The organism is Streptomyces sp. NPDC001219 (genome assembly GCF_053597915.1).
Genome location: NZ_JBSFJF010000034.1, coordinates 41,821 through 65,995, shown reverse-complemented (window position 1 = coordinate 65,995; position 24,175 = coordinate 41,821). Strand labels below are relative to the sequence as shown.

The following is a 24,175-nucleotide window of genomic DNA, read 5'->3' as shown; positions in this document are numbered from 1 at the left end:
GGCGAAGCGGCTCGGGCGGGCCCGGGGAGTGGGGTTCAGGCGCCGGTGAGGTCGGAGAACTTCTGGGTGAACGCCTTGTTCTCCTTGGCGGACAGCGCGCGGAAGGAGTGGGACCTCTCGGCCATCTCCTTGTCGGGGATGATCAGCGGGTTGTCGGCCGCCTTCTTGTCGATCTTGGCGAGTTCCTCGCGTACGCCCTCCACGGGGCAGACGTAGTTGATGTACGCCGCGATCTTCGCCGCCACCTTCGGCTCGTAGAAGTAGTCGATGAGCCGTTCGGCGTTCTGCTTGTGGCGCGCCTTGTTCGGGACCATCAGGTTGTCGCTGGAGGTCATGTAGCCGGCCTTGGGGACGGCGAAGGCGATGTCCGGGTTGTCGTTCTGGAGCTGGACGACGTCGCCCGCCCAGGCCACGCAGGCGGCGAGGTCGCCCTTGTCCAGGTCGGTGGTGTAGTCGTTGCCGGTGAAGCGGCGGATCTGCTTGGAGTCCACGCCCTTCTGGATACGGGCGATGGCCGCGTCGAAGTCGTCCGCGGTGCAGTCCTCGGGCCGCTTGCCCATGTCCAGGAGGGTCAGTCCGACGCTGTCGCGCATCTCGGAGAGGAAGCCGACCCGGCCCTTGAGCTTCGGGTCCTCCAGCAGCTGGCTGACCGAGTCGACCGTGCGGCCGCCGGTGGCCTTCTTGTTGTACGCGATGATCGCCGGGATGCCCTGCCAGGGGTAGGAGTGCGCGCGGCCCGGGTCCCAGGCGGGGCCGCGGAACTGCGGGGAGAGGTTGGCGTAGGCGTGCGGCAGGTTGGCCGGGTCCAGCGACTCGATCCAGCCGAGGGAGATCATCCGTGCGCACATCCAGTCGGTGAGCACGATCAGGTCGCGGCCGGTGTCCTGGCCGGCCGCCAACTGCGCCTGGATCTTGCCGAAGAACTCGTCGTTGTCGTTGATGTCCTCGGTGTACTTGACCGCGATACCGGTGCGCTCGGTGAAGTGCTCCAGGGTGGGCCGGTGCTTGCCGTCGTCGCTGACGTCCATGTACTCGGTCCAGTTGGAGAAGTTGATCCGCTTCTCCGCCCTGGAGTGGTCCGTGGAACGGCCGGCGTCCGTACGGCCGGCGGGCGGGATGCCGCAGGCCGCGAGGGAACCGAGGCCGCCGACCGTGGCCGCCGTGGCGGCGCCCGCGCGCAGCAGGGAGCGGCGGGTCATGGCGAGCCGGCCGTCGGTCAGGCTGCGGCGCATGGCGGCGAGTTCGACCGGGGACAGGGGTTCGGGCTGCTCGTGGTGCTCCATGCGCGGTGCCCTTTCAGGGGGTGAGCCCGGCGCTCGGCCGGTGGTGACGATGCCGCGCGGCCCGGCCGCGGGGTGGGGGCCCGCGGGTGGGGCCGGTGGGGGGCTCGGTGGTGCCGGCGGGGCGTCCCTTAGGGGCGGTCCCCGAAGACCGTGCGGTGCCAGTCCTTGCGCGCGACGCCGGTGTTGTCGTACATGACGTGCTTGACCTGGGTGTACTCCTCGAAGGAGTAGGCCGACATGTCCTTGCCGTAGCCGGACGCCTTGGCGCCGCCGTGCGGCATCTCGCTGAGGATCGGGATGTGGTCGTTGACCCAGACACAGCCCGCGTTGATCTCACGGGTGGCGCGGCCGGTGCGGTAGACGTCCCGGCTCCAGGCGGAGGCAGCGAGCCCGTAGGGGGTGTCGTTGGCCAGCGCGATGCCCTCGTCGTCGCTGTCGAAGGGCAGCACGACCAGCACCGGGCCGAAGATCTCGGACTGCACGACCTCGCTGTCCTGCGCGGCACCGGCGATCAGCGTCGGCCGGTAGTAGGCGCCCTTGGCGAGCGCGCCGCCGGGCGCCTCGCCGCCGGTGACGACCGTGGCGTAGCCGCGCGCCCGGTCGACGAAGCCGGCCACCCGGTCGCGCTGGGTGTGCGAGATCAGCGGGCCCAGGTCGGTGGACGGGTCGAAGGGGTCGCCGAGCCGTACGGTCGCCATCAGGTCGGCGACGCCGCTGACGAACGCGTCGTAGAGCGGGCGCTGGACGTAGGCGCGGGTGGCGGCGGTGCAGTCCTGGCCGGTGTTGATCAGCGAGCCGGCGACCGCGCCGTGGACGGCGGCCTCCAGGTCGGCGTCGTCGAAGACGACGAACGGGGCCTTGCCGCCGAGTTCGAGGTGCAGCCGCTTGACCGTGCCGGTGGCGATCTCGGCGACCCGCTTGCCGACCGCGGTCGAGCCGGTGAACGAGGTCATCGCGACGGAGGGGTGGCCGACCAGGCGCTCACCGGCGTCCCGGCCCGCCCCGGAGACGATGTTCAGCACTCCGTCGGGCAGGCCGGCGCGCTGGGCGGCCTGGGCGAACAGCAGCGAGGTGAACGGGGTGATCTCGGCCGGCTTGAGGACGATGGTGTTGCCCGCGGCGATGGCCGGCAGCACCTTCCAGGCGGCCATCTGCAGCGGGTAGTTCCACGGCGCGATGGAGCCGACCACGCCGATCGGCTCGCGGCGGATGACGGAGGTGTGGTCGGCGCTGTACTCGCCGGCCGCCTTGCCCTCCAGGTGGCGGGCGGCGCCCGCGAAGAAGGCGGCGTTGTCGATCGAGCCCGGTACGTCGAACTCCTCGCTGAGCTTGATCGGCTTTCCGCAGTTCAGCGTCTCCGCGTGGGCGAGGTCGGCGGCGTCCTCGGTGAGCGCGGCGGCGAAGCGGTGCAGGGTGTCGGAGCGCTCCCCCGGGGTGGCGCCGCCCCACTCGGGGAACGCCTGCCGGGCGGCCTCCACGGCCGCGTCGACGTCCGCGGTCCCCGCGAGTTCGTAGGAGTACACGGTCGCGCCGGTCGCCGGGTCCACGACGTCCTGGGTACGGCCGGAGCTGCCGGAGCGGAGACTCCCCGCGATGAATTGCGCGCCCTCGGCGAACCGCTCGGTGACATCGAATCGGTGATCCATGGTGCTCTCCTCCGCCGGGGCGCCGGGGCCGCTCGGCGGCTCTGTCGGGCGTAGCTATTTCCGGAATCGATGGCTGATCTTGGCAGAGGAGAGGAGCCTCAACAAGGGATTCCGTTGTTGCCTTTTGGTTACGCGACGGATTACGCGTTTTCCTCCGCATGGACCCCGACACGTTGTCAGTGCCCGCTGACAGAATCCCGGCATGATGCACGACAGCACGGGGATCACCACGGGGGACGCGGCCGACAGCGCCGCGGACGGTCCGCGCTCGGTCGAGGAGCTGCGGCGGGCGGCGGCCACCGGGAAGCGCGTCAAGTACGTCCACTTCTGGGGCCACGCTCCACGGCGGGGCGGCAGCCTCGGCGCGAGCTGCTTCAGCCAGTGGTGGCCCGCCCCCTTCACGGTCGACGGGGTCCGGTACGCCACCGCCGAGCACTGGATGATGGCCGGCAAGGCCCGGCTGTTCGACGATGCGGAGGCGGAGCGGCGGGCGCTCGCTGCGGGCCACCCCAAGCAGGCCAAGGACGCCGGGCGCCGGGTCCGCGGCTTCGACGAGGATGCCTGGCGGCGGCACCGCTTCGGCCTGGTCGTCGAGGGCAGCGTCCAGAAGTTCGGCCAGGACGCCGCACTGCGGGAGTACCTGCTCGGCACGGGCTCCCGGGTGCTGGTCGAGGCCAGCCCGCTGGACCGGATATGGGGCATCGGCCTCGCCGCCGACGACGAGCGGGCCGACGACCCGGCGCGCTGGCGGGGCCTGAATCTGCTGGGCTTCGCGCTGATGGCGGCCCGCCAGCGGCTGCGGGAGGCGGGCGGCGCGGAGCTGGTGCACTAGCCCCGGCCCGGTAGCCCCCGGCTCCGGTCCCGCCGCGGACGCGCACGCGCGCGGGCCCGCCGGCCTGGGGTTCGGGTTCGCCCTGGGCCGGCCGGCCCGGGAGGCGCTGGTGCTGGCCGGTGTCCTGGGCATCTGGCTCGCCCGCGGCCTGCGGGCCATGACCACCCTCCGGCCCGGCCAACGGTCCCCCGGCCCGACGGCCGCGAGTCCGCACACCGGCCCGGAACAGGCTCCACCGGACACCGGCCCGGAACAGGACCCGCCACTCACCGGCCCGGAACAGGCCCCACCGGACACCGGCCCGGAGCAGGCCCCACCGGACGTCGACGCCCGTACCCCGGCGGGCACCCGCTCCGGCACCTGACGCCCCCTCGGCGAGGGACCGGCCGCACCGTCGCTCCAGCCCCACATCGGCCCGGCGGCCGGCCCGACTCCCCGGCTCCACGCCCCACGACCCCGCGCCCCCACCCCCCTCCGGGCGCCGCATAGCATGGCCGGGCCGTTCCGCGCACCCTGCGCCCCTTTGACCAGGAGGAACCGTTGTCCGATCTCGATGCCTTCATCGCGGGCCTGCCCAAGGCGGAGCTGCACGTCCACCACGTCGGATCGGCCTCGCCCCGTATCGTCGCCGAGCTGGCGGCGCGGCACCCCGACTCCGCCGTCCCCACCGACCCCGAAGCCCTGGCCGACTACTTCACCTTCCGGGACTTCGCGCACTTCATCCAGGTCTATCTCTCCGTCGTGGACCTGATCCGCGACGCCGAGGACGTCCGGCTGCTGACGTACGAGGTCGCCCGGGACATGGCACGGCAGCAGATCCGCTACGCCGAGCTGACCCTCACCCCGTTCAGCTCGACCCGCCGCGGTATCCCCGACGGCGCGTTCGTCGAGGCCATCGAGGACGCCCGCAAGGCGGCGGAGGCGGAGCTGGGCGTGGTGCTGCGCTGGTGCTTCGACATCCCCGGTGAGGCGGGGCTGGAGGCCGCGGAGGAGACCGCCAGGATCGCCTGTGACCTGCAGCCCGAGGGCCTGGTCTCGTTCGGTCTGGGCGGCCCGGAGATCGGGGTGCCGCGCCCGCAGTTCAAGCCGTACTTCGACCGCGCCCGCGCGGCCGGTCTGCACTCCGTCCCGCACGCCGGGGAGACCACCGGCCCCGGCACGATCTGGGACGCCCTCAACGACCTGGGCGCCGAGCGCATCGGCCATGGCACCAGCGCCACCCAGGACCCCCGGCTGCTGGCCCACCTCGCCGAGCACCGCATCCCGCTGGAGGTCTGCCCCACCTCCAACATCGCCACCCGCGCGGTGCGCACCCTGGAGGAGCACCCGCTCAAGGAGATGGTCGCGGCAGGCGTGCCGGTCACCATCAACAGCGACGACCCGCCGATGTTCGGCACGGACCTCAACACCGAATACGCCGTCGCCGCCCGGCTGCTGGGGCTGGACACCCACGGCCTGGCCGGCCTCGCCAGGAACGCCGTCGCCGCGTCCTTCATGGACGGCGCCGCCAAGGCCCGGCTGACCGCCGAGATCGACAGCTACACCGCGTCGTGGCGCGGCTAGCGACGGGGCCATGGCGCCCTGACCTCCACCCCCACTGCCCCGTCGGCAGGTTCCGGATCAGCCCCCCTGCGCCTCGCGGGTGCCGCGGCAGGCGACGACCACGAGCGTGATGACGGCCAGCACAGCGGCACCGATGAGGAGCGTGGGCGGTGCGAAGAGCCCGGTGCACAGGGTGATCACGTAGGGGGCGAGGAAGCCCAGGTATGCCAGCGCCCAGAAGGAGGAGGTCAGCCGCGCCAGCCGGTGTGCGGGCGCGAGGGCGGCGACCTCGGTGAGGCCGTAGGCGACACACAGGCCGTAGCCTGCACCGAGCACCGTCGACGCGACCAGGGCGACCAGGGGCTGGGCCTGCGCCGCGGCGAGCGCGGCGATCAGCATGCCGAGGGCGACGGCGGCCAGTCCGATGACGCCGGTGGCGATGCGGTGCCGGGCGGCCAGCGCCCGTGCGAAGGGCGCCACCAGGATGCCGGCGCCAGGGGTGACGGCGGTGATCACACCGGCGTAGACGGTCTGCAGGCCCGCCAGGTCGGCGTCGACCAGACCGGGCAGCGTGGCGAAGGCCACCGCCGGGGCGATGAACACCCACGGCGCCACGGGGGCGACCAGCCGGCGGAACTCGGCCGCCGCGGCGCGCTGTTCCCACTGTGCACCGGGCGCGGGAGCCGCCGGTTCCCTGCCGGGCCGGGCCGGTGAGGTCTCCGGGGCGCGGGCGGCGCAGAGCGCGGCGGCGGCGGAGAGGACCAGGTGCGGGACATAGGCGGTGACCAGGGGGTACGGCGCCCACTGCGCGAGGAGGGAAGCGGCCGGGCCGCCGGTCGCGAAGCCGGCGGACAGGAACAGGCCGGAACGACGGGCCGCCACCCCCGGGTTGGGGGCGGTGCCGTACGGGGCCGAGGACAGCTCCTTGATCCACGCGCCGCCCGCCGAGAGCAGGGCACCCGCACCGATCCCGGTGAGGAAGCGTCCGGGCCACAGGAAGGCGGAGGCGGCGGGGCCGAGCATCAGCAGACAGGTGGCCAGCGCCGACGTGCCCAACGCGAGAAGGACGAGGGGGCGGCGGCCCCGCCGGTCGGCGAGCGGGCCGCCCAGCAGCAGGCCGGGGATGAGTCCCAGCACGTAGATGCCGAACAGAGCGGTGGTGGTGGCCGTGGTCAGGCCCAGCTCGCTGCGGTAGGAACCCAGCAGTGCGGAGAACTGGTTGGCGCTCCAGCCGGAGGCCGTCATCACCCAGCCCGCGCTCAGCCAGTACCGGGGAGCGGGCGCGGGTGTGCCCGGGCCCGTCGGCGGGGTGGGGGTGGACGCTGCGGGTGGCGTGGCCGGGGCGGCGTGCTTGCTCATGCCGACCGTTGTACGGGCCGGGCGGGTCCCGGCGCCGCCCCCGTTCAGGAATCCTGAACGCCCTCGTGGCCGGGCGCAGAGCGGTCGTACCGTGGCCCGTATGGATCTGCGGAAGCTGTCCTCCTTTCTGGCGGTGGTCGAGGAGGAACACTACGGACGGGCGGCCGCCCGGCTCTTCCTGTCGCCGGCCGCCGTCACCCTGCATGTACAGCAGCTGGAGCGGGAGTTCGGTACCCGGCTGCTGGACCGCGGCAACCGCCCCGTCGTCCCGACCGTCGCCGGGCGCAGGCTGGCCTCCCACGCCCGCGCCCTGCTCGCCGCGGCGAACGCGGCCGTCGAGGACGTGACCGGGGCCGCCCTCGCTCCGCCGGCGGCCGCCCGCGTCCTACGGGTGGGCGTCATGGGTCACGGCTCGGCCGAGGTCACCCCGGCCGCCGTCAGCGCCTTCCGCCGCGCCCGTCCCGAAGTGCCGCTGGAACTCATCCAGTTGAACTTCACCGAACACCTCAGCGCGCTGCGCGAGGACCGCGTGGACGTGGCCTTCGTCCGTCCCGCCTTCGAAGCCGAGGGCCTGGAGGTGGACATCCTCACCTCCGAACAGCGGATCGTGGCGGTCCCGGCCCGTTCTCCCCTCGCGGACGCCGCCGGGACCGGTGTCCACCTGGCCGACGTCATCGACCTGCCCTATCTGCGGCTCCCCCGGCACACACCGCGCGACTTCACCGACTACCTGTACTTCGAGTCCGGCGGACACCGCGCACCCGACTGCGCCCTCACCCCTCAGGACATCCTCACCAGCGTGGCGGCGGGCCGTGGCGCCGGCTCCGGACTCGCCTCCTTCGCGCGCTACTACCCCTGGCCCGGCACCCGGTACGTACCGGTGCTGGACGCCCCTCGTGCGCACAGCGTCCTGGCCACCCGCACCACCGACCCCCACCCGGAAGTGCGCGCCTTCCGTGCCCTGACGGTGGCCCTGGCGCGCGAGATGAGCATGACCGGTACCGCGCCCTCCGGGTAGCTCCGGCGGCGGCGGTATCCGGACGGAACAGAAACGGACTGTTGTTCCGCGACGATCTGTTCCGTTCGGGAGGATCATGCACATCAAGGGGGAAACATGCGCACCAAACTGACCGGCCTGATCGGGATTGTCGCCCTGGCCGTCGTCTTCGGGACCGGAGCGGTGGTGCACCACTCCGAGGCCGACGGGGCCGGGAGAGGTGTGCAGATTCTGGCCACCAACGAGGGGCCGGGTTCCGGCCACCAGTAAGGGGGGCCGGGCCGCCGGCCCGTGCCCTACGCCTGTGTGCTGCAGCAGAAGGAGCCAAGCGTGCAGCACACAGGCGCGCGGTCGGGCGAACGCAGGGCGGCCCGGGGGATGTTCATGGCGGCGAAGAGTTCCTCGGCGCTGCGCAGGTGCTCCCGGGAGACCTCGTGCCGTCCCAGCGACTTCTCGGCCTTCGCCATGCCGTGCAGTCCGTACGCCATGCCCATGCGGTATCCGATGCTCAGTGCCCTCTGATGGGCACTCCGGTGCAGGCCGAGCGCCTTCTCGTGGCCCCCTCCGCGCTGGTGGACCAGTCCCGCGATGTTCTCGACCTCGCACTGCCAGGTCACCGTGCCCAGCGGGCCGACGAGCGCGAGTGCCTGATCGATGTACGTCATCACCTCGTCGTTCTGACCGCTCCGCTGGTGGAGAACGGCCCGCAGCGCCAGGGACATGGCCCGGTTCCTGGGCATCGCGGACTCCTCGCCCAGTGCCAGGGCCCGGTCGAGGTACCGCTGGGCCGCCGCGTCGTCGCCTCCGCCCAGGTGCGCGATGACCAGGTCGTTGAGGGCGGCCACCTCGTGCTCCTGCTCCCCGACCTCCCGGCACAGCATGACGGCCCGTTCGGCGGCGGAGACCGCTTCCGTGGTCCGGCCGTGCCACAGGTGCAGGGTGCTGAGATTGCACAGGGCGATGGACTCCCGTCTGGGGGTTCCGAACTCGCGGTGCAGCCCGATGCCCTGGAGCAGGAGGTCGTACCCCTCGGAAAGGCCGCCCAGCACGATGCGTGCCCAGCCGAGCAGGTCCAGGAAGGCCGCCTCGCTGACGGGGTCCCCGTGCGACCGGGCCACCCGCAGGCCCTCCTCCGCCGCCTCCGCCGCCAGCCGGAACTCGCCGAGTATCTGGTGGGCCGAGGCCAGGTTGGCCAGGCTCAGACACAGCGCCTGGGTGTCGGCCGCCCGGCGGGCCGCGGCCACCGCGACCTCCGCCAGCTCCCGGAAGTCCCGGATGGCTCCCTGCGCGTGCAGGTGGAGCACCGTGTTCCTGGCCAGGTAGCTGGCCAGCCGGTGGAAGTCGTGCCGCTGCCCCAGCCGGACGGTGGCCTGCAGGGCCCTGCTCTCCCGCTCGTACCACCGGCGGGCGGTCTGTGCGTTGCGCAGCGCGGGCAGCCCCGGCGCGTTGCCGGTGGGAGCGGACGCGTACTGGCGCAGGCCGGGGAACAGAATCCGGCACGCCTCGTTGGTGGCGCCCAGGTAGTAGTTCATCAGCCGGCCGACCGCGGTGTCCTTCTCGTGCCGCACGGAGTCGTCCCAGAGGCTGCGGGCGAAGCTGCGGATGAGGTCGTGGAAGGAGTACCGCCCCGCCTCGTGCTGCTGCAGCAGTTGCGAGTCGAGCAGGTCCTCCAGCATCTGCTCGGCGTCCTTGGGCGTCATGTCCGTGAGGGCCGCGGCCGCGTGAGGGTCGAAGTTCGGCCCGGGGTGCACGCCGAGGAGCATGAACGCCCGGCGGTGCTCCTCGCCCAGGGCCTCGTAGGAGAGCTGGATGGTGGTGGCGACGCTGCGTTCGGTGGAGCGCAGCTCCGTGAGCAGGGCGTCCTCCTCGCGGAGCCGGTCGACGAAGTACTGCAGCGTCCAGCGGGGGCGGTTGTGGAGCCTGGCCGTGGCGATGCGCAGGGCGAGCGGCAGATGCCCGCAGAGGGTGGCCAGTGACTTCGCGGCCTCGGGGTCGGCGGCCACGCGTTCCTCGCCGAGCGTCCGGGTGAGCAGCGCCGCGCTGTCCTGCGGCGGCAGGGTGCCCACCGATATCCAGTGGGCCCCGTCGAGGTCGAGCAGCCGGCAGCGGCTGGCCACGAGGACCAGGCACTCGGACGTGACGGGCAGCAGCGGGCGTATCTGGGCGGCTTCGGCCGCGTTGTCGAGGACGAGGAGCAGTCTCCGCGAGGCCGAGGCGGCCTGCCACATGGCGAGCCGGCTCTCGGTGTCGTCGGGGACGGCGCTGGCGGGGGTCCCCAGGGCGCGCAGCAGTATGCGCGTCGCCTCCTCGGGTACCAGGGGGTGTTCCCCCGGGGTGAAGCCGCGCAGGTCGATGTAGAGCTGCCCGTCCGGATACGCGGCGGCCAGGCGGTGGGCCGCACGCACGATCAGGGTGGTCTTGCCCGCGCCGCCCATCCCGTCGACGGCGACGATCCGCACCCCCTCGCCCGCCTGTCCCCGGTCGAGCAGGTCCCTGAGTTCCAGGTGCCGGCCGGTGAAGTCCGGTAGTTCGTACGGCAGGGTGCACGGGGCGCTCTCGGTGGCCCGCGCCGCGTCGGCCGGCCGGAGGGCAGGAGCCGCGGGCGCCGGTGAGGGCGTGTCCAGCTCCGGGCTGGCCCGGAGGATCTTCTCGAACAGGCCGGCCAGATCCGGGCAGGGACTGATCCCGAGCTCGTCCGCCAGTAAGTCCCGTACGGCGGCGTACTCGTGGAGCGCCTCGGCCTGCCGTCCGGTGCGGTACAGAGCGAGCATCAGCTGGCCGCGCAGGCCCTCGCGCAGCGGGTAGGCGGCGACGTACTCGCGTAATTCGCTGACGAGGTCACTGTCCTCGCCCAGCTGGAGTCGGAGCGCGAACAGCTCCTCCACCGCTGCCAGGCGCCGTTCCTCCAGCACGGTCGACGCAGCGTCGAGGACCGGTCCGCCCGTCCCGTTCAGCACCGGGCCACGCCACCTCGCGAGCGCCTTCCGCAACTCCCCCGCCGCCGCGCCGAGTTCGCCCTCCGAGCGGTCGGAAGCGGCCCTCTGGACATGGTGCGAGAAGAGGTGCAGGTCGACCTGGAGCGGCTGCACGGACACCCGGTAGCCGGCGTCCTCGGTCACGATCAGCGCCGGCCCCTCGGGGATGCGCCGCCGGAGGTCGGCAACGGCTTTGCGCACCTGCTGCTTGGCGGTATCGGGTGCGGCTTCTCCCCAGGCCGTCTCGATGAGGCGCTCGATGGACACCGTCCGTCCGGACTCCAGGAGCAGGTACGTCAGAATGCGCTCCTGAAGCGGCCCGCCGAGCTTGATCCGATGCCCGTCAGCCAGGCATTCCAGAGATCCAAGAACGTTGAACCGCAGCCCGCGATTTTCCGCGCCCGTCACTGTGCACCCCCCTTGTGCTGCCTGGAAGATACCAGGCCAAACACCCACAGGACAGCTTCGGGCGGCTGCCGCAGCGAGCGGTATCGGACCGGTAGGTGAGCGGTATCGCCGCCCGGCAGGCTTCTCGCAGCCACCGGAAGTGGCGTTCTTCCATGCATCGCGAGGCATCCACCGGTGCCGGAGGCGGCGGCCCCGGAATGCGCTCGGAACGAAATTCCTGCGCAATCCACGACGCCGGCAATTCCTGCGACGCAATTCGACACAAGGGAGTCAGGGAAATGGCACTTGCGACCACTGTCGCCAGCTGTCTCGTATGCGACACCGAATTCGAGGTGCGCGACGACTGGGAAAAGGGTGAGATCACCGAGTGCGGGGCCTGCGGCCAGGAGCACGAGGTCGTCGAGAAGTCCGCGACGGGCATACGCCTGGACCTCGCCCCCGAGGTGGAAGAGGACTGGGGCGAGTGACAACCTCCGACCAGGTCCTGCTCTCGGTCACGATGCTGCGCCCGGAGGAGAAGCTGCTCCTCGGCGCACTGCGTGACCAGGGTCTGACGGCGCGACCGCTGCTCATGGAGGATCTGGCCGAGATCGTGGCGGGCCACCCCGGCCCGCCCGCTCTCGCCCTGATCAGGAACCTCTCCCACCGGGACGCGATCAGCGTCTCCCGCCGCCTGGAACACGCCGGAGTCCCCACCCTCAACCGCGCGGCGGCCATTGAGACGTGCAACGACAAGGGGCTGCAGTCGCTGCTCTTCGCGCGGCACGGAATTCCGCACCCCGACACCCGGCACGCCTTCAGCCTCGACCAGGTCCGCAAGACCGTCGCCGACATGGGCATGCCCGCCGTGGTCAAGCCGGTCAGCGGTTCCTGGGGGCGGGGTGTCAGCAAGATGACCCACCTCGACTGTGTGGAGGCGTGGGCCGCGGGCCGCGAGTCCACCGATGCCATGGGAAAGCAGTTCCCCGTCGTCGTGCAGGAGTACGTCGACAAGCCCGGCCACGATCTGCGGGTGGTGGTCGTCGGGCGGACCCCGGTGGTGGCCATCCAGCGGGTGTCGGACGACTGGCGCACCAACACCCACCTGGGCGCCGAGGTCCGTCGCGTCGAGGTCACCGTGGAGATGGAGAAGCTCTGCGGCCAGGTCGTCGACGCCCTCGGCCCCGGCTTCTACGGGGTGGACCTGGTCGAGGACCGGTCCACGGGCGGGCTGCTCGTGCTCGAAGTGAACGCCAATCCCGAATTCGCCCGTTCCTCCGCCCAGCACGGAGTGAACGTGGCCGGCCACCTCGCCGCCTACGTCGCGGAGACCCTCACGGCCTCGGCCGTGTGACACGGAGAAACCCATGGAACTGTTCGACACCGCTACGGTGCTCGCCCGCGTCCTCACCACTGGCGTGGTCATGAGCATCGAGAAGAGCGACCGGGAACTGCCCGGACTGGAACGACTGCTGACCAAGCAGACCGGACGCGCACGGGCCGTGCTCGTCAACAGCCGTACCGCCGCGGTCCACGCGGCGCTCGCCGGCCAGGGCATCGGGCACGGCGACACCGCCGCCGTCCCCGAGCCGGACGCGGCCCTCGGCCGCTTCCTCAGCTGGCTCGGCGTCACTGCCGGGGACCCGGGGCCGGCCGCGTACGACTACGTGTCGCTGGACTCCGCGAACGCCGACCAGCTGGGCGAGCTGACCCGGGAGTCCACCGCCCCCGCCCTGGTCGTGGACCTCACCGGGCTCGGCTTCGGGCCGGCCGCCGCCGTCCTCACCGACGACGACAGGGTCTGGGCCCGTGCCGAGCGACTGAAGATCTTCGGCGCCTACGACCTGCGGACGATGTGGACGCAGGAGGAGGCCGACGCCTCGCTGGTGCCCGGGGTCCAGTTCAACTACCGGCTCAGCCCCCTCGTGGCCGCCTGCGTGCGGATGGCCCTGACCCAGGCGGCACGTCCCGCCACTCCCACCGGAGCACGCTCATGATCACTGATTTCCCGGCAGCCCCGCTGCCCCTGCCCGACCCCGCCGAACTCACCTCCGAACTCGCCGCCCTCGGCGGCGAGGCCCTGATTCCCAAGGCGTCGCGCCGGACCCTCTTCCCGGTCATCACCAAGGAAGACGTCTTCAACCTGATGCTCGCCCAGCGTCAGGCTCCCGAAAAGGTCGTCGCCGACTTCGCCGAGGCGTACCGCTCCTACGTCGGTGCGGCGCACGCGCTGCCCACGGCCAGTGGCACCTCCAGCCTGCACATGGCCCTCGTGGGCGCCGGTGTGCAGCCCGGCGACGAGGTCATCGTGCCGGCGTTCACCTTCATCGCGACCGCGCAGGCCGTCGTCGCCGCGCACGCGGTCCCGGTGTTCGTCGACATCGACCCGGTCACCTACTGCATGGACCCCAAGGCCGCGGCCGCCGCGGTCACCGACCGCACCCGCGCGCTGATGCCGGTGCACGTGCACGGCCTGCCCGCCGATGTGTCGGCTCTGCGCACCCTCGCCGACCGGCACGGCATCGCCCTCGTCGAGGACGCCTCGCACGCCCACTCCGCGAAGGTCGGCGAGCAGGTGGCCGGCTCCATCGGGGACGCCGCCGGCCAGAGCCTGATGGCCGACAAGAACTTCCCGCTCGGCGGCGAGGGCGGCATCGCGTTCTTCGCCACCGAGGAGCGCTACGACCGGGCGCTGGCCTACCTGGAGCGGCACGGCATCGACTACGGCATGTCGTGGGTCGCGGCGGCCTTCGGCGCCAGCCAGCTCAAGCGGCTGCCGTACTACGACGAGATCCGGGCACGCAACGCCGCGCTGCTCGGCGAAGTCCTCGGCGAGACCGGCCTGTTCACCCCGCCGCACGTCCCCAGCGGGCACGTCCACGCCTACAACATGTACCGCACCACCCTGCACCCCGAGGCCGTGGGCCTGGGCGACATCCCGGTGTTCGCGGTCAAGGAGGCCGTGCACGAACTCCTGGTCGCCGAGGGCGTCCCGGCCCGCGAGTGGCAGAACACCCCGATTCCGTGCCACCTGCCGTTCCAGCACCGGGACGGCTTCGGCAACGGCTACCCGTTCACCCTCAACCCCGGTGCCGTGCGCGACCACCGGCCCGAGGACTTCCCGGTCACCCTCGGCATGCTGGACAGCACCCTCGTCCTCTGCCGTGAGCTGCGGTCCCCGGTGGAGTACGAGCGCATCCTCCGGTACGCCGACGCCTTCCGTAAGGTCGCCCGCCGTCCGGACGCCATTCGCAAGCTCGTCGAGACCCGCGACTACAGTCGCCCCTACGACAAGGCGGCCCGCCTTGGCTGAGGCAGCGCACGAGAAGCTCCGCGTCGCCGTCCTCGGCGCCAGCGGCTACACCGGCGGCGAGGTGATCAGGCTTCTCCTGGAGCACCCGCGGGTGGAACTCGCGTTCCTCTCGGCGGAGCGCGCCGCGGGCACCACCGTCGGCAGCAGCCACCCCTGGCTGCGCAACCACCCCAAGGCGTCCGGTCTCACGTTCCGGCCGCTGGCCGAGCTCGCGGACACCGACACCGTCGATGTCGCCTTCGGCTGCCTGCCCACCGGCGCACTGCCCGCGCACCTGCCGCTGGTCGCCGACCGGGCCAAGCGCGTGCTGAACCTGGGCGGTGACTTCCGGCTGCGCGACGCGAAGGAGGTCAGCAGGTACTACCCGGGGACGGCGTCCCACCCGCCGCTGGAGGATTTCGCCTACTTCGTACCGGAGTTGAGCCCCGGTATCCCCGAGAGCCGCTTCGTCAGCCTGCCCGGTTGCATGGCCGTCACCACGGTCTACGCCCTGTACCCGCTGTTCGCCGGCGCCGGTCCGCTGGTCGCCGACCGGGTGGTGGTCGACGCCAAGACCGGGTCCACCGGCGGCGGCCGCGGGAGCGGCGAGCCCCCGGCCGAGCGCAGTGGCAACTTCCGGGTGCACAAGCTGCACGGCCACCGGCACGCGCCGGAGGTCCAGCAGGCCCTGGCCGACTTCACGGGCGCCGCTGTCGATCTGCGGTTCTCCACGCACAGCATGGACGTGGCGCGCGGCATCATGGTGACCGCCTACTCCGAACTGCGGCCCGGGGTCACCGCCCTGGACGTCAAGCGCGCCTACGCCAAGGCGTACGTGGGCAGACCGTTCGTGCGGGTCCGCCCGGCGCCCAAGGCGCCGCAGGACTTCCCGATGCTCAAGGCCGTCACCGGCTCCAACGTCGCCGAGGTGGCGGTCGCCGTCCGCGACGGTCAGTGCGTCACGGTGGCCGCCCTCGACAACCTGATCAAGGGCGCGGCGGGCCAGGCCATCCAGGCCATGAACCTCATCCACGGCTTCGACGAGGCGGCCGGGCTGCCGGTCACGGCGGTGTCGCCATGAGCCGGCCGCTGTATGTCATCAAGGTCGGCAGCGCCACGCTCGACCGCGAGGCCGTCCACAAGGAGATCGCCGACGTCGCCGCCCGCGGCGCCCGGGTACTCCTGGTGGCGGGCGGGGCCACCGGCATCGAACGCCACTACGCGGCCATCGGCCGCCCGGTCCCCACGCTCCGGCTGACCAACGGCGACGTGGTGCGCTACTGCCCTCCCGAGGAGATGGACCACCTCGTCGACGCCTACGAGCGGGTCACCCTGCCCGCCGTGGAACGCGGCCTGCGGGCCCTGGGCCTGCGGGTGTTCACGGCCGTCGGTGCGCGGGGCGGCCTGGTCGCCGGCCGGGGCAACCGCCCGCTGAAGGCACTGTCGGCCGAAGGCCGCCCCGTCGTGGTCCGGGACCACCGGGCGGGCGTGCCCGCCGAGGTGGACTCCGCGGCGCTGAACGCCCTGCTCGACACGTACGACGTGGTCTGTCTGTCCCCGCCGGTCGCGGACCGGGACGGCGGCGCTCCGCTGAACGTGGACGCCGACGTGCTGGCCGCGGTGCTCGCGGTCGCCCTGGACGCCGACCACCTCCGGCTGGTCACCGGCACCGCGGGACTGCTGACCGACCCGGACGTCCCGGACTCCACGCTGCGCGACGCCTACCCGGGCGACGGGGCGCGGTACGCCGGCGGGCGCATGCGCCAGAAGGTGCGCGCAGCCGAGATCGCCCTGGAGGGCAGCAGCGCCGACGTGGCCATCACCGGCCCGCACACCATGGGCGAGGCGTCCGGGTGGACCCGGTTCTGGCGCACCCGGGGGCCCGCCGACGACCTCGACCTGCTCACTCGCGCGGTCTGTGTGCCCTCGGTCTCCGGCGACGAGGCGGAACTCGCCTCCTGCCTCACCGAGTGGTGCCGCGAGCGGGGCATCGAGGCCCATGTCGACCCGGCGGGCAACCTCGTCGCGTCCCGGGGCACCGGTGCGCGGCGGCTGCTGCTCCTGGGCCACCTCGACACGGTCCCGCACCGCCGGCCCGCCGAGTGGCGGGACGGTGAGCTGTGGGGGCGCGGCAGCGTCGACGCCAAGGGCAGCCTCGCCGCCTTCCTGGAGGTGCTCGCGGACGCCGCCGTGCCCGAGGACGGTCAACTGACCGTGATCGGCGCGGTCGAGGAGGAGATCTCCTCCTCGAAGGGCGCGTTCCACGTCCGCGACCACCATGCGGCCGACGCGGTCGTCATCGGTGAACCCAGCGGCTCGGGGAAGCTCACCCTCGGCTACTTCGGGCTCTTCAAGCTGGCGGTGACCGCCTCGGTGCCCACCGGTCACTCGGCCGGCATGGACGCGGTGTCAGCCCCGGACCGCCTGATCCGGGTCCTCGGGGAGATCCGCGCTTCGGTCCTCGCGCAGGCGCCCGAGGCGCTCAGCGCGGTCATCGACATCCGCTGCGAGCGCGGCCGGGAGCACGACCGGGCCCACGGAACCCTCAACTTCCGGGTGCCGCCGGGAGCCGATCTGGAGGCGCTGCGCGCCGCCGCGCTCCGGCACGCCGGCGACGGCGTCGGGATCGAGGCGCTGCGCGCCACGCCGGGCCACCAGGGCGGCCGCTCGGGCCCCCTGGCCAAGGCCTTCGTCCGGGCCTTCGCCGAGGCCGGGGTCCGGCCCCGCTTCGTGGTGAAGAAGGGGACGTCGGACATGAACACCCTGGCGACCACCTGGCACGACGTGCCGATGGTGGCGTACGGGCCGGGTGACTCCGCCCTCGATCACACCGACGAGGAGCGCATCGGCGGCGAGGAGTACCGCACCGCCCGCGCGCTGCTCGCCGACGCGGTGAACCGCTGGTTCGCCCTTCCGGAAGGGAGCCGGCGATGACCGCCGTACTCGACAGTCCCGCCGGCGCCGGGGTACTCGCCTCCACCCTGGCCGAACGGGCCCTGGAGGCCCGGCGGCTGGTCGTCGACATGGCGGCGTCCGAGCGCGGCTGCCATCTGGGCGGCAGCCTGTCGGTGCTCGACATCCTGATCGCCGCCCTGCACCGGGCCTCGGCCGGTGACGGTACGGAGGTCGTGCTGAGCAAGGGGCACGCCGCCGCGGGCCTGTATGCCGCGCTGCACGTCAGCGGCGTGCTGCCGGAGAACCCCGCGCCGCTGTACGGCCAGGCGGGCCGGCCCTACACCGGCCATCCGGGTCCCAAGGTGCCCGGTGTCCGGTTCCCCACCGGGAGCCTGGGGCACGGCGTCCCGTACGCGGCGGGCTGGGCCCTGGCCCGCCGGATCGGCGGACGGAGCGGCCTGGGCATCGCCGTCGCGGGCGACGGTGAGCTCCAGGAAGGGCTGGTCTGGGAGACCTGCCAGGTGGCGGCGGCGCGCGAGCTGGGCAACTTCGTGCTCGTCGTGGACCGCAACGGCGGGCAGAACGACGGGCTCGTCGCCGACATCTCGCCGCTGCCGCACCTCACCGAGCGGTTCGCCGCCTTCGGGTTCGAGGCCGTGGAGGCCGACGGGCACGATCTGGCCGCCCTGACCGAGCTGTTCGCCGCGGACCGGTCGGCCGCCCGCCGTCCGCTCGCCGTCATCGCCCACACCGTCAAGGGCAAGGGCGTGCCGGCGGTGGAGGGCAGGGCCGGCTCTCATTACGTGACCATCGACGCCGTGCGCGCCGCGAAGTGGAAGCGAGCGATCCGATGACTCTCTCCGGTCGTGACGCCTACCGGGACGAGCTGACCGCGCTCGCCGCGGAGGACACCGCCGTCGTCTGCCTGGAGGCGGACCTCGGGGGTAAGAAGCACCCCTTCCAGACCGCGCACCCGGACCGGTTCTTCAACCTGGGTATCGCCGAGGGCGCGATGGTCGACATGGCGGCGGGACTGGCGGCCGGCGGGTACAAGCCGTTCGTCAGCACCTTCGCCCCCTTCGCGGCGCTGCGCGCGGCGGAGAGCCTGAAGCTGACGCTGGGCTACCTGAACGCCGGGGTCACCGTCGTGGCGCCGTACGCGGGCGTGTCCGGTGCCTGGTTCGGCACCACCCACCACTGCCTGGAGGACCTCGCGGTGCTCCGCAGCATCCCCGGCGTGACCATCGCGGCCCCCTACGGGGAGGCGGAGATGCGTGCGGTGGTCCGGTCCGCGGTACGCAGCGGCAGGCCGCACTACATCCGCACGGGCCGGAACGCCGCGGACGAGTCCCTGCCCCTGCCCGGCGCCGAAATCCCCCTGGTCAACTGGGAGTCCGCGGCGGAGCCCGAGGACGTCTGCCTGGTCTCGGTGGGCGAGGAGGGCACCCGCCTGGCGCTGGCCGCCCGCTCCGCCACCGGGGTCTCCCACGCGCATCTGACCTATGTGGACCACGCGCACCTGGCCGAGGCGGCCGCGGAACTGGCGGGCCGGCACACGCGGTTCGTCGTGGTCGAGGAACACCGCGGTCAGGGCGGTGTGGCCGAGGCGCTCGCGCTGCTGCTGCCCCGCTGCGAGGTGGCGGGTGTGAACGCGGGCCACGACTGGCCCGCCGAGGGCGGCGACCACCACGAGGTCATGGCCCGCCTCGGCTTCGATCTGCCCGCCGTGCTGTCGGCGGTGGCCCGGATGCGCGCCGGCGCCCCGGGTCCGGTACCCGCGGGCGGCCGCGTCAGCTGACCTCCGCCCGTCTCTCCGCATCAGCCCAGAAACCTCCTGAAGACAAGGAACCTCCCATGCATATCCTCATGATCGAGTGCAACCCCAACGGCATCGCGGGCATCGCCAACGCCCTGGAGCTCGGGCACGACGTGACCTTCGTGTCCGCCGACCCCGGCTTCTATCTGGGCGCCTCGCCGCTGGCCGAGGCCGCGTTCGCACACACCCGGTGCGAGGTGATCAAGAGCGAGACGGTGTTCTCCATCGACGAGCTGGAGCGGCTCGCCAAGGAGGTGCACGCGGCGAAGCCGGTGGACGGCGTCATGACCTACAGCGAGTACCACACGGTGCACGCGGCGTCGGTGGCCCGCTCCCTCGGCCTGCCGGGCATGAGCGTCGAGGCGGCCCTCAACGCCCGTCACAAGCACCGCACCCGGCTCGCCCTGCAGGACACCGACGTGCGCCAGCCGCGCTTCGTGCACGTCGCCGAGCCCACGTCCGGCGACGCCATGGAGGCCGCGGTCCGTGAGATCGGCTTCCCGTGCGTGGTGAAGCCCTCCGACGGCACCGCGAGCCTGCACGTCCTGCTGCTCCGCGACGAGGAGGAACTGGCCGCCTACCTCACGGAGCTGGCGTCGGTCGGCGACTACGGGCGCGGGGTGACCCGTATCCCGGACATCGTGGTCGAGGAGTTCGTCGAGGGCGCGCTGGTCTCCGTCGAGGCCTGTGTGCTCCAGGGCGGCGAGATCGTCAACCTCGGCATCACGGACCGCAATCTGAGCGGCTTCCCGTACTTCATCGAGATGGGCCTCACCTACTTCCGCGGCCACCCGCTCCAGGACGAGCTGTACGCGATGAACGAGCAGGTCCTCAAGGGCCTCGGCATCGACTTCGGCTTCATCCACGCCGAGTACTTCCTCGCCGCGGACGGCCCGGTGCTGTGCGAGGTCAACGGCCGGCTCACCGGCGGCATCGTGCCGCAGCTGATGGAGCTCTCCAGCGGCGTCAACGCCTACCTGGAGGTGATCCGCCAGGCCCTCGGCGAGCGTCCCGAGCTGCCGATTCCCGGCGACGTCATCGCCAGCGGCCACTGGTTCGGCTCCCCGGTCGAGGGCGAGCTGGTCTCCGTCGGGTTCGACCGGATCAAGGACACCCCGGGCTTCGTCGAGGCCCTCGCCTACGCCAAGCCGGGCCGTCGGGTGTCGCGCCTGTCGAAGAGCAACTTCGACTGGCTCGGCCACCTCATCTTCACCGGCCGGGACCGGGACGAGGCGGCCGGACGCGTCCAGGCGGCCCTGGACGACATCGAGTTCACCATCGCCGTGCAGGTGGCCCGATGACGCGCGTCGCGATCCCGGAGCTGGACCCGACGGCGGTCTTCGACGTCACCGTCGAGGACGGGCACTTCTCCGGTATCCGCCCCGTCGCCGAGCGGAAGGCCGATGACCTCGCGACGCCCGAGCTGTGGCCGGGCTACGTCGAGACGCACGCCCACGTGGGCCTTCCCGCCAACTTCGACGACTCCCTGGAAGACGCCCGTATCGTCGCGCTGCAGTACCTGTACAGCGGGGTCACGCATGTCGTCGACATGTTCGGGTTCCCGCTGGTCAAGGAGGACTGGGAGCAGGGCGCCGCGGAGTCGGCGCTGCCCTACCCGGAGCTGGTGCACTGCGGTTACGCGGCCACCGCGATGACGAACGCCGCCGGCCTCACCGGCCACGGTGTCGAGTTCCCGGCCCCGGTGCACATGATCGCCACCGAGACCGACCTCGAACACGCGATACGGTCCAACGTCGAGCGGGGCGGCACCTTCCTCAAGGTGATGTTCACCGACGGCACCGAACAGCCGGACAGCCCGGTGAAGTTCTCCCGGCTGTCGCGGCGGGTGCTCGAGTTCTCCGCCCGGATCGCCGCTGAGCGCGGCATCAGCGCCGTCATCGACTGCAACACCCTCCAGGAGACCCGCTGGGCCTACGAGTGCGGCTTCCGCCTCTTCGCCCACACCGTGCGGGACCGGACGCTCGACGCGGCCGACTGGAAGGAGTTCGAGGGTGCCCGGTTCGTCTCCACCCTGGCCGGCCTGCGCACCATGATCATGACGGGTGAGGAGTTCCGGGCCGAGTACGGGCGCGAGGGCTTCGCCGAGACCCAGGACCTCCGCAACCTGGAGTTCTCCCAGGCCATCGAGAAGCCCTACGGCATCGAGTACGGCTGCCAGGAGACCCGCACGGCGGCGCTGGCCGACATGCGCCGCAACGCCCTGGCCACGCTCCGCGAGGGCAAGCTGCTGATCGGCACCGACTCGGGCAACACGGGCGCGTACCACGGCTACTCGTTCCTGAGCGAACTCGGCCTGCTGCGCGGCGACGACGCCTCGCTCGACGGGCCGCTGCGGCACCAGGCGACGGTCGGCGGCCGCCGCTACTTCGACGAGCTGAGCGGCGGCACGGGCACGGCCCATCCGCTGGGCGTCGGCGCGGCCGCCACCTACAACCTGCACGCCCCGGGCCGGCCGCTGTCGGCCCTCCCGCTGAGCACGGTCGTCCGGGGTGTGCCGGTCGACCGGCAGGCCGTCACGCGTGCCATCGCCGGGCTGCGTGCCGCCGGGGCGGACCGGAAGGAGGAGTCTTGATCAGGGAACGCAAGCGCGCGCTCATCGGCGTGACCGGGGGCATCCTCCTGGCGAACGTGGGGAGTTACATCTGGTTCCCCGTGCTCGTCGCCACCCTCGGCGGGACCGACAGCGGCTTCTGGGCGGGCGTGGTCATGTGTATGACGTACGTCGGCCGGCTGCTCGCCACCTTCTGCTACGAGGGGATCGCGGCACGCTGCGGCGTCCGTGGCGGCGTCTTCCTCGGCACCGCGATGGAGGCCCTGGCGCTCGGGCTCATGGGGTTCACCGACGGCGTGCTCGCGTACAGCGTGCTGGCGTTCTTCATCGGCTTCGGGTCGGGGACCTCCTTCCCGGGGCTGAAGAACGTCCTGGTGTCCTTCCCCGAGGACGAACGCCCCAAGGCATTCTCCGCGTTCCAGATGGCGGGGCAGGTCGGCCTCTTCGGCGGCGCGCTGCTGGGCGCCGTACTGGCCGAGGTGGAGCTGCGGACCCTGTTCTCGGTGGTGTTCGCGTTCTTCATCGGCTTCTGTCTGATCGCCTCGGCGCTGATCCCCCGGGACGGCTTCGGGAGCGCGGCGGCCGCCGGCGGCCGCGCCCCGCTGTTCAGCCTGGCGGCGTTCAAGGGCATCGAAGTGCGCGGCGCCACCCGCTACTTCCTGCTGTCCGCCGCGTTCTGGTTCCTGTCCCTGGGCTTCGTGGTCGGCATCCCGCTGCACATGGCGGCGTACGTCCCGGGGTGGGCGCCGTCCTCGCCGTTCTGGATCACGGGGCTCAGCATCCTGGTGCTCCAGTACCCGCTGTTCAAGCTGTTCAACAAGCGGTTCAGCCCGGGGGCGGTGATGGCCGTCGGCCTGGCCGGGATGACCCTCGCGTTCGTCGCCTTCGGGGCCGGCCGCACCGGCCCCTGGGTGGTGGTCGGCTGTCTGACGGTGGTGCTCGGAGAGATTCTCTTCGTGCCGTCGTTCGACCTCTGGATCGCCCGCAGGGTCCCTGAGCACCGGCTGGCCCGGGCCATGGGCGCGATGCACTTCTTCCGCAGCGCGGGGAACATGGTCGGCTCCCTCGCCGCGGGAATCCTGTTCGACCTGTCGCGCTCCCTGGATGTGGTGGGCGGCAACTGGTACGTCGCGGCCCTGCTGGCCGCGGGCTGTGCACTCGTCTGCCTGAGCGGCCGGAACTCCGGCGAGGCCGGGGAGCCGCGGCGGACCGAGGGCACAGAAGGCACGGATGGCACGGAGAACGAGGAGAAGGTGAGGGAGAATGTCTGACATCTGCGTCATCGGGGGCACCCGGTACTTCGGCAAGGTGCTGGTCCGGCAACTGCTGGACGACGGGCACCGGGTCACCCTGGTCAACCGCGGGCGGACCCCCGACTCCTTCGGGGACGCGGTACGGCGGCTGCGCGCCGACGTGACCGTCCCCGGGGAGCTGACCGCCGCGGTGGCGGGGGAGCGTTTCGACGCGGTGGTGCACCAGATGTGCTACACGCCGATCGCCGCCGTGGAGGTCTGCGAGGCCTTCGGCGACCGGGCCGGGAAGATCGTCATGACCAGCACCATCGAGGTGTACAACAAGGACACCTTCCGCTGGCGGTTCCCGGCCCCGCCGTTCGGTGCCCGCGCCCGCGAGGAGGAACTCGACCCGGCGGCCTACGACTTCGACACCGACCTGCCCTGGTACACCCCCGGGTACCTGGACGCCCACTACGGCGAGGGCAAGCGCCAGGCCGAGGCCGCGCTGACCCGCTCCGCCAAGGTGCCGGTGCTGCTGGCCCGGGTCGCCCATGTCCTGGCCGCGGAGGGCGACTTCACCGGCCGGCTGCAGTTCCACCTCGACCACGTCAGGGAGGGGCGGCCCGTCGTCGCCCACACGGCGCCCGGCCGCACCTCACTGGTACGGGCCGACGAGGCCGCCGGCTTCCTCGCCTGGGCGGCCCTCTCCGACGCCACCGGAGCGGTCAACGTCGCCTCTCCGGACACCGCCGACGTCTACGACGTCTGCGCCGCGGTGGAGAGCGCGACCGGACTCACCGCCGACGTGATCGAGAAGGACGATCCCTCCGGCGACCCCGGCCTGTCCCCGTTCTCCTGCCCGTCCGACTTCGGCATGGCGAGCGACCGGGCGGCGGCCCTCGGCTACCGCTTCACCCCGATCGCCGAGTGGCTGCCCGCGGTCGCCCGCAACGCCCTGGCCGCCCAGGCCGACTCCCCCCACTCCAAGGAGCAGTGATGTTCGACCTCATCGTCATCGTCCGGGTCCCCGAAAGCGACGACATCGCGCCGGTGGCCGATGCCCTGGCCCGCATGCGCCCCCTGTGTCTCGCCGAGGACGGCTGCGTCAGCTGGGAGGCCTACCACTCGGAGGACGACCCGGGCCGCTTCGTCCTCGTCGAGCGCTGGGCCAGCCGTTCCCACTGGGAGGCGCACGGCTCCGGCGACGCCATCCAGAAGATCTACCTCCCGGAGCTCATGCCGCGCATCGAGCGCGAGGTGCACCCGAGCAGCCCGGTGCGCGACGCGCGGTAGCAGACGACAGGGCGACGGGGTGTGGGCCGTCTTCACCGACGGCCCCGCACG

General features: G+C 72.3%; 22 protein-coding genes. 18 read left to right on the top strand and 4 right to left on the bottom strand.

The window, feature by feature from the left end:
• Nucleotides 1-35: 35 nt before the first annotated feature.
• Entirely contained in the window at nt 36-1,283 is a 1,248-nt protein-coding gene (locus ACWC9R_RS21970; RefSeq protein WP_450733832.1) for a polyamine ABC transporter substrate-binding protein, read from the bottom strand.
• 128 nt (nt 1,284-1,411) lie between these two features.
• Entirely contained in the window at nt 1,412-2,929 is a 1,518-nt protein-coding gene (locus ACWC9R_RS21965) for a gamma-aminobutyraldehyde dehydrogenase (protein ID WP_450733830.1), read from the bottom strand.
• Nucleotides 2,930-3,131: 202 nt separating this feature from the next.
• On the opposite strand from ACWC9R_RS21965, the gene ACWC9R_RS21960 reads away from it, so the two are divergent.
• From ACWC9R_RS21960 to ACWC9R_RS21950, 3 genes are all read left to right on the top strand, one after another.
• Nucleotides 3,132-3,761 (top strand): NADAR family protein, encoded by a 630-nt coding sequence (locus ACWC9R_RS21960; RefSeq protein ID WP_450733828.1) that lies wholly within the window; start codon nt 3,132-3,134, stop codon nt 3,759-3,761.
• 109 nt (nt 3,762-3,870) lie between these two features.
• Nucleotides 3,871-4,125: a hypothetical protein gene (locus tag ACWC9R_RS21955; RefSeq protein ID WP_450733826.1), complete on the top strand. Its 255-nt coding sequence runs from the start codon at nt 3,871-3,873 to the stop codon at nt 4,123-4,125.
• 176 nt (nt 4,126-4,301) lie between these two features.
• Nucleotides 4,302-5,324: an adenosine deaminase gene (locus tag ACWC9R_RS21950; RefSeq protein WP_450733824.1), complete on the top strand. Its 1,023-nt coding sequence runs from the start codon at nt 4,302-4,304 to the stop codon at nt 5,322-5,324.
• A gap of 57 nt (nt 5,325-5,381) precedes the next feature.
• Here the strand turns inward: ACWC9R_RS21950 and ACWC9R_RS21945 are convergent, their stop codons facing one another.
• Nucleotides 5,382-6,662, bottom strand: coding sequence for an MFS transporter (locus tag ACWC9R_RS21945; protein WP_450733823.1), 1,281 nt, complete (start codon nt 6,660-6,662; stop codon nt 5,382-5,384).
• Nucleotides 6,663-6,762: 100 nt separating this feature from the next.
• Here ACWC9R_RS21945 and ACWC9R_RS21940 point away from each other — a divergent pair, with 100 nt between their 5' ends.
• Both ACWC9R_RS21940 and ACWC9R_RS21935 read left to right on the top strand, forming a co-directional pair.
• A complete protein-coding gene (locus ACWC9R_RS21940; protein WP_450733821.1) occupies nt 6,763-7,680 on the top strand; it encodes a LysR substrate-binding domain-containing protein in 918 nt (305 codons plus the stop codon).
• 96 nt (nt 7,681-7,776) lie between these two features.
• A complete protein-coding gene (locus ACWC9R_RS21935) occupies nt 7,777-7,929 on the top strand; it encodes a hypothetical protein (RefSeq protein WP_450733820.1) in 153 nt (50 codons plus the stop codon).
• 26 nt (nt 7,930-7,955) lie between these two features.
• Here ACWC9R_RS21935 and ACWC9R_RS21930 read toward each other — a convergent pair whose 3' ends face one another.
• The gene (locus ACWC9R_RS21930) at nt 7,956-11,042 is read right to left on the bottom strand and encodes a BTAD domain-containing putative transcriptional regulator (protein WP_450733818.1); all 3,087 of its coding nucleotides are present in this window, start codon (nt 11,040-11,042) and stop codon (nt 7,956-7,958) included.
• Nucleotides 11,043-11,320: 278 nt separating this feature from the next.
• Here ACWC9R_RS21930 and ACWC9R_RS21925 point away from each other — a divergent pair, with 278 nt between their 5' ends.
• From ACWC9R_RS21925 to ACWC9R_RS21865, 13 genes are read left to right on the top strand one after another with little or no spacing between them, the layout of a single operon-like run.
• A complete protein-coding gene (locus tag ACWC9R_RS21925; RefSeq protein WP_362604154.1) occupies nt 11,321-11,509 on the top strand; it encodes a lysine biosynthesis protein LysW in 189 nt (62 codons plus the stop codon).
• Nucleotides 11,506-12,375, top strand: a complete 870-nt coding sequence (locus ACWC9R_RS21920) for a RimK family alpha-L-glutamate ligase (protein ID WP_450733816.1) — start codon at nt 11,506-11,508, stop codon at nt 12,373-12,375. Before ACWC9R_RS21925 ends, ACWC9R_RS21920 begins: the two co-directional genes overlap by 4 nt.
• 13 nt (nt 12,376-12,388) lie before the next feature.
• On the top strand, nt 12,389-13,018 hold the full coding sequence (locus ACWC9R_RS21915) for a degT/DnrJ/EryC1/StrS aminotransferase (RefSeq protein WP_450733815.1): 630 nt from the start codon (nt 12,389-12,391) through the stop codon (nt 13,016-13,018).
• A complete protein-coding gene (locus tag ACWC9R_RS21910) occupies nt 13,015-14,334 on the top strand; it encodes a DegT/DnrJ/EryC1/StrS family aminotransferase (protein WP_450733813.1) in 1,320 nt (439 codons plus the stop codon). Before ACWC9R_RS21915 ends, ACWC9R_RS21910 begins: the two co-directional genes overlap by 4 nt.
• On the top strand, nt 14,327-15,394 hold the full coding sequence (argC, locus tag ACWC9R_RS21905) for an N-acetyl-gamma-glutamyl-phosphate reductase (RefSeq protein WP_450733811.1): 1,068 nt from the start codon (nt 14,327-14,329) through the stop codon (nt 15,392-15,394). The genes ACWC9R_RS21910 and argC overlap by 8 nt, the downstream gene beginning before the upstream one ends.
• Nucleotides 15,391-17,247: a M20/M25/M40 family metallo-hydrolase gene (locus ACWC9R_RS21900; protein ID WP_450733810.1), complete on the top strand. Its 1,857-nt coding sequence runs from the start codon at nt 15,391-15,393 to the stop codon at nt 17,245-17,247. Before argC ends, ACWC9R_RS21900 begins: the two co-directional genes overlap by 4 nt.
• Complete coding sequence (locus ACWC9R_RS21895; protein ID WP_450733808.1) at nt 17,244-18,062, top strand: thiamine pyrophosphate-dependent enzyme; 819 nt, start codon at nt 17,244-17,246, stop codon at nt 18,060-18,062. The genes ACWC9R_RS21900 and ACWC9R_RS21895 overlap by 4 nt, the downstream gene beginning before the upstream one ends.
• Entirely contained in the window at nt 18,059-19,006 is a 948-nt protein-coding gene (locus ACWC9R_RS21890; protein WP_450733806.1) for a transketolase, read from the top strand. The genes ACWC9R_RS21895 and ACWC9R_RS21890 overlap by 4 nt, the downstream gene beginning before the upstream one ends.
• A gap of 56 nt (nt 19,007-19,062) precedes the next feature.
• Nucleotides 19,063-20,325 (top strand): ATP-grasp domain-containing protein, encoded by a 1,263-nt coding sequence (locus tag ACWC9R_RS21885; protein ID WP_450733804.1) that lies wholly within the window; start codon nt 19,063-19,065, stop codon nt 20,323-20,325.
• On the top strand, nt 20,322-21,617 hold the full coding sequence (locus ACWC9R_RS21880) for a hydrolase (RefSeq protein ID WP_450733802.1): 1,296 nt from the start codon (nt 20,322-20,324) through the stop codon (nt 21,615-21,617). Before ACWC9R_RS21885 ends, ACWC9R_RS21880 begins: the two co-directional genes overlap by 4 nt.
• A complete protein-coding gene (locus tag ACWC9R_RS21875; RefSeq protein ID WP_450733800.1) occupies nt 21,614-22,867 on the top strand; it encodes an MFS transporter in 1,254 nt (417 codons plus the stop codon). The genes ACWC9R_RS21880 and ACWC9R_RS21875 overlap by 4 nt, the downstream gene beginning before the upstream one ends.
• A complete protein-coding gene (locus ACWC9R_RS21870) occupies nt 22,860-23,828 on the top strand; it encodes an NAD-dependent epimerase/dehydratase family protein (RefSeq protein ID WP_450733798.1) in 969 nt (322 codons plus the stop codon). The genes ACWC9R_RS21875 and ACWC9R_RS21870 overlap by 8 nt, the downstream gene beginning before the upstream one ends.
• Nucleotides 23,828-24,124 (top strand): putative quinol monooxygenase, encoded by a 297-nt coding sequence (locus ACWC9R_RS21865; protein WP_450733797.1) that lies wholly within the window; start codon nt 23,828-23,830, stop codon nt 24,122-24,124. The genes ACWC9R_RS21870 and ACWC9R_RS21865 overlap by 1 nt, the downstream gene beginning before the upstream one ends.
• Nucleotides 24,125-24,175 lie beyond the last annotated feature (51 nt).

Excerpts from the sequence above, each read along its gene's own strand:
- ACWC9R_RS21960 (WP_450733828.1), top strand. The coding sequence starts at position 3,132 with ATGATGCACGACAGCACGGGGATCACCACGGGGGACGCGGCCGACAGC.
- ACWC9R_RS21915 (WP_450733815.1), top strand. The coding sequence starts at position 12,389 with ATGGAACTGTTCGACACCGCTACGGTGCTCGCCCGCGTCCTCACCACT.
- ACWC9R_RS21865 (WP_450733797.1), top strand. The coding sequence starts at position 23,828 with ATGTTCGACCTCATCGTCATCGTCCGGGTCCCCGAAAGCGACGACATC.
- ACWC9R_RS21935 (WP_450733820.1), top strand. The coding sequence starts at position 7,777 with ATGCGCACCAAACTGACCGGCCTGATCGGGATTGTCGCCCTGGCCGTC.
- ACWC9R_RS21895 (WP_450733808.1), top strand. The coding sequence starts at position 17,244 with ATGACCGCCGTACTCGACAGTCCCGCCGGCGCCGGGGTACTCGCCTCC.
- ACWC9R_RS21885 (WP_450733804.1), top strand. The coding sequence starts at position 19,063 with ATGCATATCCTCATGATCGAGTGCAACCCCAACGGCATCGCGGGCATC.
- ACWC9R_RS21910 (WP_450733813.1), top strand. The coding sequence starts at position 13,015 with ATGATCACTGATTTCCCGGCAGCCCCGCTGCCCCTGCCCGACCCCGCC.
- ACWC9R_RS21970 (WP_450733832.1), bottom strand. The coding sequence starts at position 1,283 with ATGGAGCACCACGAGCAGCCCGAACCCCTGTCCCCGGTCGAACTCGCC.
- ACWC9R_RS21870 (WP_450733798.1), top strand. The coding sequence starts at position 22,860 with ATGTCTGACATCTGCGTCATCGGGGGCACCCGGTACTTCGGCAAGGTG.
- ACWC9R_RS21890 (WP_450733806.1), top strand. The coding sequence starts at position 18,059 with ATGACTCTCTCCGGTCGTGACGCCTACCGGGACGAGCTGACCGCGCTC.
- ACWC9R_RS21900 (WP_450733810.1), top strand. The coding sequence starts at position 15,391 with ATGAGCCGGCCGCTGTATGTCATCAAGGTCGGCAGCGCCACGCTCGAC.
- ACWC9R_RS21880 (WP_450733802.1), top strand. The coding sequence starts at position 20,322 with ATGACGCGCGTCGCGATCCCGGAGCTGGACCCGACGGCGGTCTTCGAC.
- ACWC9R_RS21945 (WP_450733823.1), bottom strand. The coding sequence starts at position 6,662 with ATGAGCAAGCACGCCGCCCCGGCCACGCCACCCGCAGCGTCCACCCCC.
- ACWC9R_RS21965 (WP_450733830.1), bottom strand. The coding sequence starts at position 2,929 with ATGGATCACCGATTCGATGTCACCGAGCGGTTCGCCGAGGGCGCGCAA.
- ACWC9R_RS21940 (WP_450733821.1), top strand. The coding sequence starts at position 6,763 with ATGGATCTGCGGAAGCTGTCCTCCTTTCTGGCGGTGGTCGAGGAGGAA.
- ACWC9R_RS21925 (WP_362604154.1), top strand. The coding sequence starts at position 11,321 with ATGGCACTTGCGACCACTGTCGCCAGCTGTCTCGTATGCGACACCGAA.